Origin of the sequence: Luedemannella helvata (assembly GCF_039528415.1) — a bacterium.
GTDB classification, from domain to species: domain Bacteria; phylum Actinomycetota; class Actinomycetes; order Mycobacteriales; family Micromonosporaceae; genus Luedemannella; species Luedemannella helvata.
In genome coordinates this window covers 91,451-108,863 of sequence record NZ_BAAALS010000012.1, presented here as the reverse complement: position 1 = coordinate 108,863, position 17,413 = coordinate 91,451, and the positions used below count along the sequence as shown (strand labels likewise).

The following is a 17,413-nucleotide window of genomic DNA, read 5'->3' as shown; positions in this document are numbered from 1 at the left end:
TCGTGGTTTTGGCGGCTTGGGGGCCCGCCTAGGTCGCCAAAGTCGTGGTTTTGGCGGCTCGGGGGCCCGCCTACGTCGCCAAAGTCGTGACATTGGCGAACTGGTCCGCGCGAGAGGTGCTGCGGACGAGTGCGGGCGGACAGGTGCCGGACGAGTGCGGGTAGAAAGGTACGGGGGACAGGGGGCCAACGAGCGCATCCGCCACGGCTTGCCGTCCGCCACGCCCCAGCGGCCGTTGTGCGGTCGTCTACGTGCGGGGAGACCGCTCGACACGACCGGACACCCGTGCCGGGCCGGCCTCAAGCAGCACTATGGCGCCACACTGCCCAAAACAAGCCCGAATTCCAGCGTTATGGCGTCATAACGCTGGAATCCAACCGAAGAGGCCGGTCAGTGGGCCGCCGCGGTGACCGGCTTGTGGGTCCAGACCCGGATGATGTCGCGGACCGAGATGACGCCGAGGACGTCGTCGCCGTCGAGCACGACCAGGTGCCGGAATCCGCCGCGGACCATGGCGGCCGCCGCGTCCTCGAGCGTCCAGTCGGGGCCGGCGTAGACGACCTCCCAGGTGATGTGTCCCGCGGCGCGTTCGATATCCGCGTCGAGGCCGGCGCCGATGGCGTTGAGAATGTCGCGTTCGGTGATGATCCCGACGCCTTCGCCGTCGGGGTCTTCGATGATGGCAGACCCGACGCGCCGGGCTGACATCAGTTGTGCGGTCTGGCGCAGTGTGTGGTCGGGACCGACAATCAGCACGGTTTTGGACATAGCGTCGCGGACCTGCATCGCGCATCACCCCTTCAGGAACGCACGGTACGGCCATAGTGACCCGGACGAGGGCAACTCTCAAGAGTTCAGTTCATTCGCGACGGATAGCGCGTAGAGACGCGCACAACTGCTCATCCCGGCCCGTTCACCCGTCCGTTACCCTGTCCTCACCCACGTTCCCCCTCCGTGGCTCTTGGATGAAGGACTCTCTCATGATCGGATTGGTTCTCGCGGCCGGCGCGGGACGGCGCTTGCGTCCCTACACCGACCACGTGCCGAAGGCGCTGATGGAGGTCGACGGCGCGACGACCATCCTCGACATCGCGCTGCGCAACCTGGCGGCCGCCGAACTGCGGGACATCACGGTCGTGGTGGGGTACGCGGCGCACACGGTCACGGAGCGCCAGGAGCGCCTCGAGAAGGAGTACGGGGTCCGGCTGACCTTCATCCACAACGACAAGGCCGAGATCTGGAACAACGCGTACTCGCTGTGGCTCGCCCGCGACGCGTTCGCGAACGGCGCTCTGGTCGTGAACGGGGACACGGTCCACCCGGCGAGTGTGCAGCGCACCCTGCTGGCGGCCCGGGAGAGCGACGACGCCGGCATCTACGTCGCGCTCGACGACGTGAAGAGCCTCGCGGACGAGGAGATGAAGGTGGTCACGGACGCCACCGGCCGGCTGCGGAAGATCACCAAGCTGATGGACCCGGCCGACGCGACCGGCGAGCACATCGGCGTCACCCTCATCGAGGCGCACGCGGCGCCCGCGCTCACGGACGCGCTTGAGGCGACGTGGCGGCGCGACCCGAACCTCTTCTACGAGGACGGGTACCAGGAGTTTTCCGACCGCGGCGGCAAGGTGCAGACCGTCAGCCTCGGTAAGATCGACTGGGTGGAGGTCGACAACCACGACGACCTCGTCCGGGCCCGCGAGATCGCGTGCACGTACTAGGGGTGGTGACTACGTGCCGCTGCTAGCGCGTACGGTGACCACGCCCCTCGCGATCGACATCCGACGTGGGGCGGTGGCCGATCTGGGGAAGATGCTCGCCGACCGGCGGATCTCGGCCGGCGGTGACGTGGCGATCGTGGTCGGCCCCGGACAGGGTGAGCGGGTCGCCGAGCTGCTGCGGCCCAGCCTGGACCGCGCCGATGTGTTCACCGTGAGCGGCGGCTCGGTCGAGGCGGCGCTCGACCTCGGCGAGAAGATCCGGGCCGGGTCGTACGACGCGGTCGTCGGCATCGGCGGCGGCAAGACGATCGACACCGCCAAGTACGCGGCGACCCGGTACGCCCTGCCGATGGTGAGCGTCGCGACCAGCCTGGCCCACGACGGCATCGCCTCCCCGGTGGCGGCCCTGGACCATGACGGCGGCAAGGGCTCCTACGGCGTGCACATCCCGATCGCCGTCGTGGTTGACCTGGACTTCGTTGTCGCCGGTCCGCGCCGGCAGACCCGCGCCGGCATCGGCGACGCGCTGAGCAACCTCAGCGCGGTCGCGGACTGGGAGCTGGCCAACCGGTTCCGGCAGGAGCCCCTCGACGGCCTGGCGCTGACCCTGGCGCGCACGAGCGCGGAGGCCTTGCTGCACCACCCCGGACGCATCGGCCGGGGGGCCGAGGACAACACGCAGGACGACTTCCTGCGCGTACTCGCTGAGGCCCTTGTCCTGGGTGGGCTGGCCATGTCGGTGTGCGGGTCGAGCCGGCCCTCGTCGGGCGGCTGCCACGAGATCTCGCACGCGATCGACCACCTCTACCCGCACACGGCCGCGCACGGCGAGCAGGTGGGCCTGGGCGCGCTGTTCTGCACCTACCTGCGGGTGAGCCGCGGCCTCGAGGACGTCGGCCGGTTCACCCAACTCAGTGACGCGCTCTCGCGGCACGGCCTGCCCCGCGTCCCGACCGACCTGGGGCTGTCCGTCACACAGTTCGCGGAGGCCGTGCTGCACGCGCCGGGCACGCGCCCCGATCGTTACACCATCCTGGAGCACGTCGGCTTCACCGCCGACGAGGCACTGGCGACCGTCAAGGAGTACGTCGATGCCGTCGGCGACTGAGGTTTTCGTGCGATCCACCGTCCCCAGCGTGGGCGACTTCTACCGCACCAACCGTGGCGGCGGGCTGGTCAGCGAGGGCTTCCACCAGTGGGGCGGCGCGCTATTCGCGCGCGCCGGCTTCCGCCGGGGCACCGCGCCGACCACCCTGACGCTGACCAATCTGGTCCTCGGCCTCGGAGCGAGCATCGCCGTGATCGCCCTGGCCCGGCCGGCGTCTGACGGCACGGTCCCGTTCTGGCTGCCCGGCGTGATCGCGCTGGTGGGATGGCAGGTCGCCTACATGCTCGACTGCGCGGACGGTCAGCTGGCGCGCGTCAGCGGCCGGCAGAGCGCGGCCGGCGGCCGGGTGGACGTGCTCTGCGACGTGGCCGCCCAGATCGGCCTGGTGACGGCCGTGAGTTCCGTGATGCTGGCGCAGCGCGGCGACACGCCGTTGTGGCTCGTCGCCCTGTTCGCCGGCAGCTGGATGGTCAACCTGATCACCTCGGTGATGCAGTCCGGCCCGGCCGCGGCGAGCATGGTCACGTCCCGGTCCCTGCCGGTGCGCCTGGTCAAGCTCGTCCGCGACTACGGCGCGGTGATCACTCTGTTCGCACTGGTGCTCATCGTCGCGCCGAAGTGGACGGTCATTCCGGTCATCTTCTTCACGGCCGTGAACACGCTGTTCCTGTTGGCGAGCATCGTGTTCAGCGCGCGTGCCGCCCTGCGGGCCGCGCCGCGCTGACCTCGCGGTAGATCTCCAACAGCCGCCCCGTGACCACGTCGGGGTGGAACATCTCCTCGTACCGCCTGCGCGCCGCGCCGGCGAACGAAGAAGCCTGGGTACGGGCGACCGCGAGCGCGTCCGCCAGGCTCCCCGCCTCGGGGGCGACCACCCACCCGCCCACTCCCGGTAAGCAGAGCCTGGCTCTGCTTACCTCGGGTGAGCGGTCCTGGTCGGCGCCCACGAGGAACGGCACGCCGCCCACATCGGTGCCCAGCACGGGCCGCCCGTTGGCGAGCGCTTCGATGATCGCCGTCGGCAGCACGTCGTGCCACGTCGGTACCGCCAGGAACACCGCTGCCGCCCGCAACTGGGCGGGCATCTCCTCGCGGGGCACCACGCCCAGGTAGGTCACGTCCAACCGCTCCGCGGCCGCCGCCTCCGCCAAGGGGCGCAGCTCGCCGTCGCCGGCGATGCGCAACTGGCCCAGCGCCCCGTCCGGGTGCCGGCGCCAGGCGTCCAGCAGCAGGCCCAGGCCCTTCTCGGGGCTGAGCCGGGCCGCGTAGAGGAAGCCCTCTCCGCCCCCGGCCGGCGGGGGTCCGGGGTCGGGGATCGCGTTGGGCTTGACGACGATGTTCGCCTCGGGGATCCCGTACTCCATGAGGTGGCCTTTGATCGCCGTCGTCAGGGCGATGTACCGGTCGACGGAGCGCCACGTGCCCCGGTGCGCGGCCAGCGCGGTCGCCATGACGAGGCTCTGCGCCTTCGACCCGCGGTAGCAGGAGTGCACGACGGCCGGCAGCCCGAACGCCCGGCCCTTGCAGTCCGTGCAGATGTGGCCGTCGCGGAAGTACAGGCCCGAGGCGCACACCTGGCGGTAGTTGTGCACGGTCTGGACCACCGGGACGCCGTGCGCGTGCGCGGTACGGATCACCCAGGGGGACAGCAGCGGGTACGGGTTGTGCAGGTGGAGGAGGTCGGGGCGCTCCTTCTCAAGGATGAGCGCCAGGTCGCGCTGGGCGCGCCGGTTGTGGATCGGGGACGCCGGCAGCAGGGCCTTGTCCAGCAGCGGCAGCGCCCCGATGTCGTCCGAGCTGCGCTGGAACGGCACCACCTGGACGCCGGCGGCGCGCAACTGCTCGATCTCGGCGTCCACGATGACGTTCTCCCCGGAGGGAAGCGCCTCGCGGTAGCGGTTGTGCGCGATGACCACCTTCACGGCGGTAACGTACCTCCCCCGGCGGGTACCGTTGTCGCGTGCCCGAGTTGCCGGAAGTGGAGGCGCTCGCCGCGGACCTTCGCGAGCGGGTCGTGGGCCGGCGCGTCGAGCGCGTCGACATCGCCGCGATCAGCGCCCTCAAAACGTATGATCCGCCGCCTACGGCCCTGCACGGGCAGACCATCACCGGCGCCGGGCGATTCGGGAAGTTCCTGGACATCATCGCCGGCGACCTGCACCTCGTCGTCCACCTGGCGCGGGCCGGCTGGCTGCACTTCCGCGACGAGATGGGCGCCACGCCGCTCAAGCCGGGCAAGGGGCCGATCGCGTTGCGGGTGCGCTTCGACGACGGCAGCGGCTTCGACCTCACCGAGGCGGGCACCCAGAAGAAGCTGGCCGCCTACCTGGTGACCGACCCGCGCCTCGTGCCGGGCGTGTCCCGCCTCGGGCCGGACGCGATCGGGGTTGACCTGGACGGCTTCGCGGCGGCGATCCGCGCCCAGCGGGCGCAGCTCAAGGGCGTACTCACCGAGCAGCAGGTGATCGCGGGCATCGGCAACGCGTACTCGGATGAGATCCTGCACCGCGCGAAGCTGTCACCGTTCGCGATCAGCGCGCGGCTCACGGACGACCAGGTGGCGCGGCTGTACGAGGCGACGCGGGCGGTGCTCACCGAGGCGGTGGCCAGGTCGGTGGGCCAGCGGGCGGCCAGTCTCAAGGCGGAGAAGAAGGCGGGGCTCGTCGTGCACAACCGCACCGGCCTGCCGTGCCCGGTCTGCGGCGACCTCATCCGGGAGGTGTCGTTCGCCGATTCGAGCCTTCAGTACTGCCCCACCTGCCAGACCGGCGGCAAGCCGCTGGCTGACCGCCGGCTCTCGCGCCTGGTCAGATAGGCACCTGACAGTCCGCTGGGCGCAGGACGCTCGACACGGCGCCGCCGTGGCGATTAGTGTCGGCCAGTCGGCGGTTGCAGGTGCTTACCGCCGTGGCAAACTGGGTGAGCTGTGACAGTACTGGTGTCGCGGTTGGCGCGGCCGCCCGAGCGGATGAAGGTCGGTTGATCCGACGTGGCATGGGAGGACACACCCGAGGTGACAACGAGCCTCCGGCCTTCCACCACGTCGGGGGTGCATCGACGCGGACGGCACCGGGCCCGGATTCCCGAGAGCATCGAGATCATCCCGACCCACAACGGCGTGCCTCGGTCCGGCCTGTTCAAGGCGCGCCGGGCGTCCACGTGGCACCGCCCGTACCGGTTGGGCCTGCTGGTCCTCGACTACGGCGCGGCCGCGCTGGCCAGCTTCACCGCCAGCCAGTACGACAAGTCCGACGCCGGCTTCAACAGCCAGACCCTTCTCGTACTCGTGGAGTACCTGTACCTCCCCCTGGCCTGGATCATCGTGCTGTGGGCGCACGGCGCGTACGACCGGCGGTACCTCGGACACGGCGCGGACGAGTTCAAGCGCGTGGTCCGAGCTGCGGTCACGATGACGGCGCTGGTCGCGTTCGTGGCCTTCTCGACCGTGACGAACCTGTCCCGTGTCACCGTCGGCATCGCGATCGTCTCCGCGCTCGTGTATCTCCTCATCGGCCGGTACTTCGCGCGGCGGTTCCTCATCGTCGCCCGAGGGCGCGGTCGGGCCCGTAACCGCCTGCTGCTCGTCGGGACACTGCCCGAGGCGTTGGAGGTCTACACGGCCGTCAGCCGGGCGCCCGGTGCCGGCATGATGCCGATCGGCATCCGGCTCACCGAGGGGTACGTGAACACCCGCGGCCTGACCACCCCCGTGCCGGTCTTCGTGGGCCGGGAGGTGATGAGCCTCGTCCGGGAGTTGGGCGCCGACACGATCGCGGTCTGCGGCTCGGCCAGCAACGAGCCCGGCGAGCTGCGCCGGCTCGCGTGGCAGCTGGAAGGCACCGGCATCGACCTGGTCGTCGCCCCGCAGTTGACCGACATCGCCGGCCCGCGCGTGCACATCCGGCCGGTCGAGGGCCTGCCGCTGCTGCACGTCGAGGAGCCGACGCTCGCCGGCCTGGCGTGGCTGTTCAAGAACTTCATGGACCGGCTCATGTCCGGTCTGCTCCTGCTGCTGATGTCGCCGCTGTTCCTGCTCATCGCGCTCGCGATCAAGTTGTCCGACCGGGGGCCGGTGTTCTTCCGGCAGTCGCGTGTCGGTCGCGAGGGCAAGACCTTCCGGGTCTGGAAGTTCAGGACGATGTACACCGACGCCGAGGAGCGGCTGGCCCACCTCGTCGAGCAGAACGAGACCGACGGCCTCCTCTTCAAGATCCGCAACGACCCGCGGATCACGCCGGTCGGCCGGTTCCTGCGCGCCAGCTCCCTGGACGAGCTGCCTCAGCTGATCAACGTCCTGTTCGGCGACATGTCGCTTGTGGGGCCGCGACCGTTGCCCGCGGACGACGGCGACTTCCTCGGCGACGTGCGCCGGCGGCTGCTCGTCCGGCCCGGAATGACCGGATTGTGGCAGGTGTCGGGGCGCTCGGAGCTGTCCTGGGACGACGCGGTGCGCCTGGACCTCTACTACGTGGACAACTGGTCCCTGGCCTTCGACCTGCTCATCCTCTGGCGCACGATCGGCGTCGTCCTGGCCCGCAAGGGCGCCTACTAGCCCCTTCGCGTTTCCGAACACCCGCCAAGGAGCATCACTTTGGTGGCAACGGCGCCCCGGGAACCCGCCAAAGTGCGCACCTTGGCTGCTATAGCGGCGCGGGAACCCGCCAAAGTGCGCACCTTGGCTGCTATAGCGGCGCGGGAACCCGCCAAAGTGCGCACCTTGGCTGCTATAGCGGCGCGGGAACCCGCCAAAGTGCGCACCTTGGCTGCTATAGCGGCGCGGGAACCCGCCATAGTGCGCACCTTGGCGGGCGCGGCCGGACGGGCGCGGGCGGGCGGGCGACGCGCGGAGGGCGCGGCGGGAGGGCTCCACAACTTCTTCACCTCGTCGGACGGGGTTCTCCATGGGCGCTCGTTAGAGTCTGCGGACATGAACGAGCGACGGATCCTGGTGGTGGAGGACGAGCCCACCATCGCCGACGCCGTGGCGGCCCGGCTGCGGGCCGAGGGGTTCGCTGTCGAGCTCGCTCACGACGGCCCGACCGCGGTCGCGCGGGCCGAGGCGGTCCAGCCGGATCTGGTGGTCCTCGACATCATGCTGCCGGGCTTCGACGGTCTCGAGGTGTGCCGGCGCATCCAGGCGACCCGCCCGGTGCCGGTGCTCATGCTGACCGCCCGCGGCGACGAGACCGACCTGCTGGTGGGCCTCGCCGTCGGCGCGGACGACTATCTCACCAAGCCGTTCTCCCTGCGCGAGCTTGCCGCCCGTGTCCACGCCCTGCTCCGCCGGGTGCAGCGGCACCCGGGCGCGGCGGCCGGCGACCAGGTCACCCGGGTGGGCGACCTGGAGATCAACCGGACCCAGCGGCGGGTACGCCGGGCGGGCGTCGAGGCCCACCTGACGCCGACGGAGTTTGACCTGCTGGTTCACCTTGCCAGCCGGCCCAGGGCGGTGCTGCCCCGGGAGCGGCTGCTCGCGGACATCTGGGGCTGGGCCGACGCCTCGGGGACGCGTACGGTCGACAGCCACATCAAGGCGCTGCGTCGCAAGCTGGGCGCCGATGTGATCCGGACCGTGCACGGGGTCGGCTACGCCCTGGATCTGACATGACCGGGCCAAGCGAGGTGGCGACGTGACGGATCGGTTCGCGCGCCTGTTCGCCGTGCTGCCCCGACCGCTCGACCCCGTCCGGTCGATCAAGCTGAAGCTCGGCATCCTGCTGGTCAGCTCGGGTGCGGCCGGGCTGTCGTACTTCTGGCTGCAGATCGGGGGCATCCCGCCGGTGACCTCGGCGATCGCCATCGGGCTGGCGCTGGCGACCTCCCAGGTGCTGGCGCACGGCATGACACAGCCGCTGCGCGAGATGACGGCCGCCGCGCGGGCCATGGCGCGCGGCGACTACAGCCGCCGGGTGCGCGCCACGTCGCGGGACGAGGTGGGGGAGCTGGCGACCGCGTTCAACCTGATGGCCGCCGATCTCGCCGCCGCGGACCAGCAGCGCCGCGAGATGATCGCGAACGTCTCGCACGAGCTGCGTACCCCGATCTCCGCTTTACAGGGCGTGCTGGAGAACCTGGTCGACGGGGTCGCGGAGCCTGATCCCGCGACGCTGCGTACCGCGCTCACCCAGACGGAACGGCTCGGCCGGCTGGTGACCGAGCTGCTCGACCTGTCCCGCATCGAGGCGGGCGCCCAGCCGCTGAAGCTGGCCATCCTCGACGTGCCGGACCTGCTGGCCGACGTGGTGGCGGAGGCCGAGGTGATGGCGGCCGGCGCCGGGCGGGACGTGCGGCTCGACGCGTTCACCCGCCCGGACGCCGCCCGCGTGGTGGCCGACCGGGGGCGGCTGTGCCAGGTGCTGGTGAACCTGTTGGACAACGCCACCCGGCACAGCCCGCCGGGCGGCGCGGTCACCGTCATCGCGTACCGCAACGGCGCGGGCGTGACGATCGACGTCAGCGACGAGGGCCCGGGCATCGCGCCCGCCGACCGGGCCCGCATCTTCGAGCGGTTCACCCGCGGTGAGCGCGCCACCGGCGGCGGTACGGGCCTGGGCCTGGCCATCGCCCGGTGGGCCATGGATCTGCACGGCGGCACGATCGCGGCGGTCGACCCGCCGGGCGGGCGCGGCTGCTGTGTGCGCCTCACCCTGCCCGACGCCGCCGCTTTGAACTAGTCCGCCACCGCACGCCCGGGACGCGCCGCACGACGGCCGCCCCGCGCTGGCGCGCGCCCACCAACCCCTGGAGTTGATCATGACGGTCAGTCAACCGCCCGTGGTTGTCGTCAACGGCGGACCGCTCGTCGAGTGGTGGACCGCGCCGCGGCCGGCCGCCGGCCGGGTGGCCGCCGCGGCGACCATCGCGGGCGTCGTCGCCGGCGCGGCCGTGCCGATCGACCGGCCCGGCGCGGGCTGGTTCGCCGCGGCCCTCGTCTCGGCCGTGGCGGTGTTCCTCGCGGGCAGGGTCGCCGACCCCGCCCTCGGCGGCCTCCCGGTGACGCGGCGCGGCGACGTGGTGTGGCGGTGGCTCTTCGCGACCGCCGCGCTGCTGCTCGTCGCCGTGGGCGTCGTCCGGGCGGCGGAGTGGCTGTTCGCGCTCTGCCTGCTGGCCGCGTTCGGCTGCGGGGCGGTCGCCGCCGTGGGTGGCCGATCGGTGTCCGGCCTGGTGGCCTCGGTGGGCTCGGTGCCGCTCGCGGCCCTGCGGGGCCTTCCCTGGTACGTGCGGAGCATGGCGGCCCTCAGTCGCGACGTTTCACGTGAACCCAAGCAGGGAAGCGGCCGCTCGCTCGGTCGGCTGCTGGTGTCCGTACTCATCGGGGTTGTTCTCGTGGCGTTGTTCGGGGCGTTGCTGAGCAGCGCGGACGCCGCTTTCGCCCGAATCGTCGGCGGGATGTTGCCCTCATTGGACGGTGAGTCTGTCGCGCGATTCGGGGCCTTGTTCGTGGTGGGCACCCTGGGGACGGTAGGTGCCTGCTACCTGAGGATGCGCCCGCTGGCGGTGGGCGAGGGGGCTACCGCCAGCGGGCGCGGCAGGGTGCGGCTCGTGGAATGGGCCGTGCCGGTCGCGCTGCTCGACCTGCTCCTGGCGTCGTTCGTGGCCGTGCAGTTCGCGGTGCTGTTCGGCGGCAACGAGCACGTGCTGCGCACCGAAGGGCTCACCTACGCGCAGTACGCCCGCGGTGGGTTCTGGCAGCTCCTCGCGGTGACCGCGCTGAGCCTCGCGGTGGTCGCGGTCGTGGCCCGCCTGGCGCCCCGCGACACGGCCCCGCAGCGGCGCTGGCTGCGGCTGCTCCTCGGCGTCCTGGCCGCGCTGATGCTGGTCGTCGTGGCGTCCGCGCTCACCCGGATGTGGGTCTACGAGCAGGCGTACGGGTACACCCGGTTGCGCCTGGTCGTGAGCGCCGTGGAACTGCTGCTCGGCGCGGTGTTCGTGCTCGTTCTCGCCGCCGGGGTGCGGCTGCGGGCGGCATGGATGCCCCGCGCGGTCGCGCTGGCCGCCGCCGTGACCCTGCTCGGGCTCGCCGCGCTGAACCCGGACGGGTTCATCGCCGAGCGCAACATCGCCCGCTGGCACGCCGGTCACGCGCTCGACCGGGACTACCTGGGGGGACTGTCCGACGACGCGGTGCCCGCCGTGGCCACGCTGCCGGAGCCGCAGCGGACGTGCGTGCTGCGGAGCATGCGGCTGCTGCGCCTCGACCGCGAGCCGGACCCCTGGGCCGGCTGGAACTACGGCCGGGCCACCGCGGCCGGGACACTGGCGACCCACCCGGCCGCATCGACGCCGATCAGCTGCGATCCCTGAACGCGCGCCGCGTCGCGTCGACAGGCTACATTCGGTCGCTGTGAGTAACGATGAGACCGTGGTTCCGGGGCAGCGGGTGGGCGGCGACGCGCCGGCGCTCGCGCTGCGCGGGCTGGCCAAGCGGTTCGGGGACAAGATAGCGGTCGCCGGCATCGATCTTGACGTGGCCGCCGGCTCGTTCTTCGGCCTGCTGGGGCCGAACGGTGCCGGCAAGACCACGTCGCTGTCGATGGCGGTCGGCCTGCTGCGCCCGGACGCTGGCGCCGCGTACGTGCAGGGCCACGACGTGTGGGCCGACCCTCTGGAGGCCAAGCGCCTGCTCGGCGTGCTGCCCGACGGGGTACGCATGTTCGACCGGCTCAACGGCCGCGAGCTGCTCGGGTACACGGGGCTGCTGCGCGGGATGGCGCCGGACGAGATCGACGCCCGGGCCCGCGACCTGCTCGACGTGCTCGGCCTGGTCGACGCCGGGCAGACGCTCGTCGTCGACTACTCGGCCGGCATGCGCAAGAAGATCGGGCTGGCCTGCGCGCTGCTGCACGCGCCGCGCGTCCTCGTGCTCGACGAGCCGTTCGAGGCGGTCGACCCGGTGTCGGCGGCGCTCATCCGCGACATCCTCCAGCGCTACGTCCACGGCGGCGGCACGGTCATCTTCTCCAGCCACGTGATGCAGGTCGTCGAGCGGCTGTGCAGCCACGTCGCTATCCTCGCGGACGGGCACATCAAGACCGTCGGCACGCTCGACGAGGTGCGTGGCGGGCGCGACCTGGAGGACGTGTTCGTCGAGGTGGTGGGCGGGCGCACGGCGACCGGCCAGGAGCTGTCGTGGCTGTGAGGCCGGCCCGGTCCCGCGACATCGTGCGGCTCAAGCTGCGGCTGCTGCGCAACTCGCTGCGCGGCCAGTCGTGGCGGATCGCGCTGTTCGTCGGCGGGCTGATCGCGGGCGTCATCGTGGGGCTCGTCACCGGCCTGCTCACGAGCCTGACCGGCCTGGACGGCCCGGACCCGGCCCGTAGCCGCGACATCGCCTACCTGGTGGCCGTCTTCCTCGGTGCGGGTACGGTGCTCGCCTGGTCGGTGTTCCCGCTGCTGTTCTTCGGCGTCGACGAGACGATCGACCCGGCCCGCTTCGCCCTCCTGCCCGTGCCGCGCCGGGTCCTCATCGGCGGCATGCTGGGCGCCGCCTTCGTGGGCGTACCGGCGCTGACGACCTTCCTCGCCACGGGCGGCCTCGCGGTCGCGGCCACCGCCCGGTTCGGCGTGCTGGTCGGCCTGGTCTCCCTCGTCTGCGTGGTCGGCGGGCTGCTCCTCGGGGTCATCGCCAGTCGCGCGCTGACCAGCGCGTTCGCCGCCATGCTGCGGTCGCGCCGGATGCGCGACCTGGCCGCCATCTTCATCGCGGTGGGCGCCTCGCTGGGCGCCCCCCTGCAGTGGTTCGTCACCGCCATGGTCGCCAACGGGTCCATGAGCCAGGCGCTCGGCATCGCCCGGGTGCTCGCGTGGACGCCGCTCGGCGCGGCGTACGCGATCCCGTTCGATGTGGCCGACGGCCGCTACGACCTGGCGGCCGGCCGGTTGGCGATCATCGCGATCTCGGCGGCCGGGCTGCTCTGGTGGTGGTCGTCGACCCTGGAGTCGGCCATGATCGGCACCACCGCCCAGGGCGGCGGCAGGACCCGGGCCGCGGGTCCCGGCGGCGCGGTCGCGGCGCTGCTGCCCCGGGTCCTGCGGCGGGCCACGCCGTTCGGTGCCATCTTCGCCCGCGAGTGGCGGTCGTGGTGGCGCGACGGCCGGCGCCGGGCCAGCCTGCTCTCGGTGCTCATCGCCTCGGCGGTCGTACCGATCGCCATCCTGTTCAGCGCGAGCGGCACTGTCGAGTTCGGCGGCGCGTCGGCCACCGAGTTCGGCGGTGCCCCGGCCACGCCCCCGCACGCGCTGCTCACCGGGTACAGCGTGACGTTCGCGGGGACGATCGGCGGCATGCTGCTGGCCAACCAGTTCGCGTTCGACGGGTCGGCGTACGCCGCGCACCTGCTGATCGGGGTGCCCGGCCGTGTCGAGCTGCGTGCCCGGGCCGCCGCGCTGACCGCACTGACAGTGCCCCTGATCAGCGTCGTGACCGTGGTGGTGCTGGTCGCCAGCGGCATGCCGGACCGGATCCTGGCCGGGCTGGGCCTGCTCGTCACCGGCTTCGGCGCGGCCATCGCGGCCGCGTCCCTGCTGTCCGTGCTCGCGGCGTACCCGATGCCGGACTCGAACAACCCGTTCGCCCTCAACAGCGGGTCGGGTGGCGCCAAGGGCCTGCTCGCGCTCGTCGCGATCCTGGCCACGGTCACGATCTCGACCCCGGTGACCCTGACCAGCATGTTCCTCCATGGCCCGGTCGGCGGCGTGGTCGTGTTGGTGGTCGGAACGGCCTACGGCCTGGCCGCGGCGTGGCTGGGCACCTACATCGCGGGCGACACGCTGGACCGGCGCGGGCCGGAACTGCTGGCGGCGGTGACCCCCCGACGATGACGATCCACTACACGGACCCGTTCGCGACGCCCGAGCCGGAGCGCTCGCCGGTGCGCCGGCTGCGCGGCCGGCTGCCGTCGGCCGTGGCCCTGTGGACGGCCGACGGCCGGGGCGGGCCGGTGGGACTCACGGTCTCGTCGACGATGGTCGTCGAGGGTCAGCCGGGCCGCCTGCTGGGCGTGCTCGACCCCGAGTCCGACCTGGCGGAGGCGCTCGCCGCGGCCGGCGCGCGCGCCCGGTTCGCCGTCGTCCCGCTCGCCGAGGACGAGCGCCAGCTCGCCGACAGGTTCGCCGGGCTGATGCCCGCGCCGGGCGGCGTGTTCGCGGGCGAGGAGTGGCTCAGTTCGGGGTACGGTCCTGTGCTGGCCGGTCCGCGGACCTGGGCCGGGGCGGAGGTGGCGGCGCTCCGGCCGCTCGGTTGGGGCGTCCTTGTCGAGGCCGAGATCGGTAAGGTATCCGTGGTGGACGCGCCGTCGCGCCCGCTGGTGCATTTCCGTGGGCGTTACCGGACCATCGTCTGACGTTTATTTCCGACTGACGGCGGCAAATTGGCCCAAAAGCTGTGGACATCGTTGTGGATTAAGGTGTGGACATGGGTGTCGCACGACGTTTTGGGGCCGGGGATCGTGTGCTCGTCACGGGCGGCGCCGGGTTCGTCCCATCACATATCGTCGATGAGCTGCTGGCGCGTGGCGCCACCGTGGTGGCCATCGACAACTTTGTGACGGGCTCCAAGGAGAACATCGCCCATCTCGCCGATCATCCGGCGTTCATCCTGGTCGAGGCCGATCTGGCGGACGGGCTGCCGGCCGATCCTGCCCTTGAGGCGCCCTTCGACGCGATCATGCACTGCGCGTCCCCGGCCAGCCCGACCGACTTCGGCCTGCTGCCCATCGAGATCATGAAGGTGAACGGCCCGGCCACGCTGCACCTGCTCGAGCGGGCCACCGGCGACGGTGCCCGCTTCCTGGTCACCTCGACCTCCGAGGCGTACGGCGACCCCGAGGTGCACCCGCAGCCGGAGACCTACTGGGGCAACGTCAACCCGATCGGCATCCGCAGCGTCTACGACGAGTCCAAGCGCTTCGCCGAGGCCGCCACGATGGCCTACCACCGCTCGCGCGGCACCAATGTGGCGATCGTCCGGATCTTCAACACGTACGGGCCGCGGATGCGCTCGGACGACGGTCGCGCCATCCCGACCTTCATCCGCCAGGCCCTGCGCGGTGAGCCCATCACCGTGCACGGCACGGGCGAGCAGACCCGCTCGATCTGCTACGTCGACGACCTCGTCCGCGGCATTCTGGCCCTTCTCGACTCCGGCGAGACCGGCCCGATCAACTGCGGGACAGAGTACGAGATGACTATGCGACAGTTGGCCGAGACGATCGTGCGCCTGTCGGGCAGTTCCTCCGAGATCACCTACCTTCCGCGTACGTCCGACGACCCGGAGCGCCGCCGGCCGGACCTGACCCGCGCGCGCACCCTGCTCGGGTACGAACCGCAGGTCGGACCGGAGGAGGGCCTCCGCACCACGATCGAGTACTTCTCCCGGCGCCTCGCGCGCTGAGCCGTTCACTACGCCGGGCGAGGCTCGTGTCGCTCAGCGTCGCGTTGATCGGCTGACGTGACCCGGATAAGTACCCTGGGCGCATGGCGATTCCCCCGGAAGAGGACAACCCCGTCGACCCCGCCCCGCGGGTGACTGGCCGCGCGTCCGCGCCCTACCAGTCGGGTCGCGCCTCCGTGGGGCGCGCCTCGGTCGGGTCGTCGCGCCCCTCGGGCGCCGCGGACCGTCCGTCCGCGCCGCCCCGATCGTCCGCGCCCGCCGGCGCGACCGTGGCCGGCGCGGCCGTGGCCAAGAAGAGGCTCAAGCCCCGCTGGGGCCGCATCGCGCTGGTCGGCACGCTCGCGCTGGCGCTGCTGGTGGGCCTGGGCGGGCTCGGCATCTACCTGTACGCGAACAGCTTCAACAACAAGATCGGGCGTACCGACCCGTTCTCGGCGATCACCGGCGACCGGCCGCCCAAGATCGTGGATGGCGCGTTCAACATCCTGCTGCTCGGCAGCGACTCGCGGGACCCGGACGCGCCCGTCGACCAGGCCGGCAAGTGGCGCACGGACACGATCGTCTTCATGCACGTCACCGCCGACCATGAGAAGGCCTACCTGATCTCGCTGCCGCGCGACCTCTACGTGCACGTGCCGGCCAGCGCCGACGGGCAGTACGGCAACACCATGGCCAAGCTCAACGCGGCCTACGCGTGGGGCGGCCTGCCGCTGATGGTGCAGACCGTGGAGGGCTACACCGGGGTACGCGTCGACCACGTGGCGGTCATCGACTTCGCCGGCTTCAAGGCGGTCGTGGACGCGCTCGGCGGCGTGGATCTCAAGGTCGAGAAGACCATCAAATCAGTCCACAAGCCGTACCGGACCTTCAAAAAGGGCACCAATCATATGAATGGTGCCGAGTCGCTTGACTGGATCCGCCAGCGTTACCAGTTCCCGGATGGCGACTTTGCCCGAATTAGGCACCAGCAGGAATTCCTCAAGGCGGTCATGGACAAAGCCGTGAGTACGGGCACACTCGCCAATCCCGTAAAACTCAACAATTTCCTCAACGCGGTCGTCAAGGCGGTCAAGGTGGACAAGGAATTCGACCTGGTCTCCATGGCCATCCAGTTCCGGAACATGAACAGCGGCAACCTCGTGTTCCTGACCACGCCGCACCTCGGCGCGCAGAACGTCAACGGTGAAAGCGTGGTCGCGGGCGACAAGCCGAAGGCGCTCGCGCTCTATGACGCCGTGGCTAAGGACAAGGTGGCCGAGTGGGTGGCGGCGAACCCTCCGTCGCCGGCCCCTAACTGATCGCACGCGCAATCTGGGAGCGGAATGAGCATGGTCTACGTGCCGGCCCGAAAGATCCTGGTTACGCCCTTGTAACGACTATGCGGGTTCTCTGGTGAGGGCATTCTCGGGTAAAGTCATCCAGAAGCTTGACGTCCGACGGGGTGGGTGGCAATGAGCTTGGTAGGCGGACCGCGTCCTGTGTGTCCCGTCGCCAGCTGCACCGTCGTGGTGTTTTCTCGGCCGACGTACGCTGATGGGCCGACCGACCGGAGGGCGCGCCCTCCTGCCCAGGAGATGTGATGCAGTCGTACGCGCCTTCGCGTCCCACCTCGACGGTGTACGGGTCGCCCCGGTCGGCCGATGACGACGACCTGCCGCCGGATTCCGGCGACGAACCCACCAAGGGCAAGGGCAAGAAAAAGAAGCGCCGCCGGTTCCTGCCCACTGACCCGGGGTGGGCGAAGTCCCTGCTCATCGTCGGCGCCGTATTGATGATCATTAGTGGCATCAGCGGCGGCATCGTGGTGACCGGTCGGGCCATGATCGCCTATGCCACGAAGGACATCAAACAGGAGGACCTGATCCCGGACGAGATCCGGGCGGCGGGCAAGAACATCGACGGCGAGCTGAACATCCTGCTGCTGGGCCTGGATGAGCGGAAGAACAGCGACGCGGCGATCCGGACTGACTCGATCATCATCATTCACATACCGAAATCGCACGACGCGGTCTATCTGATCTCGTTGCCCCGCGACACCAAGGTCGACATCCCGGCGATGCCGGACTTCAACTACCCCGGCCGGGCCAACGCGAAGCTGACCGAGGTCTACCAGGTCGGCAACCAGAAGAACGGCAAGCCGGACGACTCGGCCGCGGGCCGCAAGCGCGGCGTCACCGCGACCGCCCGGGTGAT

General features: G+C 71.0%; 16 protein-coding genes. 14 read left to right on the top strand and 2 right to left on the bottom strand.

Annotated features, from left to right (window positions below; translation table 11 throughout):
- Nucleotides 1–390 precede the first annotated feature (390 nt).
- Nucleotides 391–786, bottom strand: coding sequence for a CBS domain-containing protein (locus tag ABD191_RS14190; protein ID WP_344081449.1), 396 nt, complete (start codon nt 784–786; stop codon nt 391–393).
- Between the two features lie 194 nt (nt 787–980).
- Here ABD191_RS14190 and ABD191_RS14185 point away from each other — a divergent pair, with 194 nt between their 5' ends.
- The 3 genes from ABD191_RS14185 to ABD191_RS14175 are packed head-to-tail and all read left to right on the top strand — an operon-like array spanning nt 981 to nt 3,553.
- The gene (locus ABD191_RS14185) at nt 981–1,721 is read left to right on the top strand and encodes a phosphocholine cytidylyltransferase family protein (protein WP_344081446.1); all 741 of its coding nucleotides are present in this window, start codon (nt 981–983) and stop codon (nt 1,719–1,721) included.
- A gap of 13 nt (nt 1,722–1,734) precedes the next feature.
- On the top strand, nt 1,735–2,829 hold the full coding sequence (locus ABD191_RS14180; RefSeq protein ID WP_344081443.1) for an iron-containing alcohol dehydrogenase family protein: 1,095 nt from the start codon (nt 1,735–1,737) through the stop codon (nt 2,827–2,829).
- Complete coding sequence (locus ABD191_RS14175) at nt 2,813–3,553, top strand: CDP-alcohol phosphatidyltransferase family protein (RefSeq protein WP_344081440.1); 741 nt, start codon at nt 2,813–2,815, stop codon at nt 3,551–3,553. The genes ABD191_RS14180 and ABD191_RS14175 overlap by 17 nt, the downstream gene beginning before the upstream one ends.
- On the opposite strand, the gene ABD191_RS14170 is transcribed toward ABD191_RS14175, so the two are convergent.
- Nucleotides 3,516–4,751 (bottom strand): glycosyltransferase family 4 protein, encoded by a 1,236-nt coding sequence (locus ABD191_RS14170; protein ID WP_344081437.1) that lies wholly within the window; start codon nt 4,749–4,751, stop codon nt 3,516–3,518. The genes ABD191_RS14175 and ABD191_RS14170 overlap by 38 nt on opposite strands.
- A gap of 38 nt (nt 4,752–4,789) precedes the next feature.
- Here ABD191_RS14170 and ABD191_RS14165 point away from each other — a divergent pair, with 38 nt between their 5' ends.
- The 11 genes from ABD191_RS14165 to ABD191_RS14115 form a co-directional block, all read left to right on the top strand.
- Nucleotides 4,790–5,644, top strand: coding sequence for a DNA-formamidopyrimidine glycosylase family protein (locus ABD191_RS14165; protein WP_344081434.1), 855 nt, complete (start codon nt 4,790–4,792; stop codon nt 5,642–5,644).
- Between the two features lie 234 nt (nt 5,645–5,878).
- Nucleotides 5,879–7,381 carry a sugar transferase gene (locus tag ABD191_RS14160; protein WP_344081431.1) on the top strand — a complete coding sequence of 501 codons (1,503 nt, stop codon included), beginning with the start codon at nt 5,879–5,881 and terminating at the stop codon, nt 7,379–7,381.
- 375 nt (nt 7,382–7,756) lie between these two features.
- Nucleotides 7,757–8,437, top strand: a complete 681-nt coding sequence (locus ABD191_RS14155; protein WP_344081428.1) for a response regulator transcription factor — start codon at nt 7,757–7,759, stop codon at nt 8,435–8,437.
- Between the two features lie 22 nt (nt 8,438–8,459).
- Nucleotides 8,460–9,503: a HAMP domain-containing sensor histidine kinase gene (locus ABD191_RS14150; protein WP_344081425.1), complete on the top strand. Its 1,044-nt coding sequence runs from the start codon at nt 8,460–8,462 to the stop codon at nt 9,501–9,503.
- Between the two features lie 79 nt (nt 9,504–9,582).
- The gene (locus ABD191_RS14145; RefSeq protein ID WP_344081422.1) at nt 9,583–11,133 is read left to right on the top strand and encodes a DUF4153 domain-containing protein; all 1,551 of its coding nucleotides are present in this window, start codon (nt 9,583–9,585) and stop codon (nt 11,131–11,133) included.
- A 76-nt stretch (nt 11,134–11,209) separates the two neighbouring features.
- On the top strand, nt 11,210–11,968 hold the full coding sequence (locus ABD191_RS14140; RefSeq protein ID WP_344081644.1) for an ABC transporter ATP-binding protein: 759 nt from the start codon (nt 11,210–11,212) through the stop codon (nt 11,966–11,968).
- Nucleotides 11,959–13,650 carry an ABC transporter permease gene (locus tag ABD191_RS14135; protein WP_344081419.1) on the top strand — a complete coding sequence of 564 codons (1,692 nt, stop codon included), beginning with the start codon at nt 11,959–11,961 and terminating at the stop codon, nt 13,648–13,650. The genes ABD191_RS14140 and ABD191_RS14135 overlap by 10 nt, the downstream gene beginning before the upstream one ends.
- Nucleotides 13,647–14,171: a flavin reductase family protein gene (locus ABD191_RS14130; RefSeq protein WP_344081416.1), complete on the top strand. Its 525-nt coding sequence runs from the start codon at nt 13,647–13,649 to the stop codon at nt 14,169–14,171. Before ABD191_RS14135 ends, ABD191_RS14130 begins: the two co-directional genes overlap by 4 nt.
- Nucleotides 14,172–14,242: 71 nt before the next feature.
- Nucleotides 14,243–15,220, top strand: coding sequence for an NAD-dependent epimerase/dehydratase family protein (locus ABD191_RS14125; protein WP_344081414.1), 978 nt, complete (start codon nt 14,243–14,245; stop codon nt 15,218–15,220).
- A gap of 83 nt (nt 15,221–15,303) precedes the next feature.
- The gene (locus tag ABD191_RS14120) at nt 15,304–16,518 is read left to right on the top strand and encodes an LCP family protein (RefSeq protein WP_344081411.1); all 1,215 of its coding nucleotides are present in this window, start codon (nt 15,304–15,306) and stop codon (nt 16,516–16,518) included.
- A gap of 281 nt (nt 16,519–16,799) precedes the next feature.
- A partial coding sequence (locus tag ABD191_RS14115) for an LCP family protein (RefSeq protein ID WP_344081408.1) occupies nt 16,800–17,413 on the top strand: 614 nt, incomplete at its 3' end.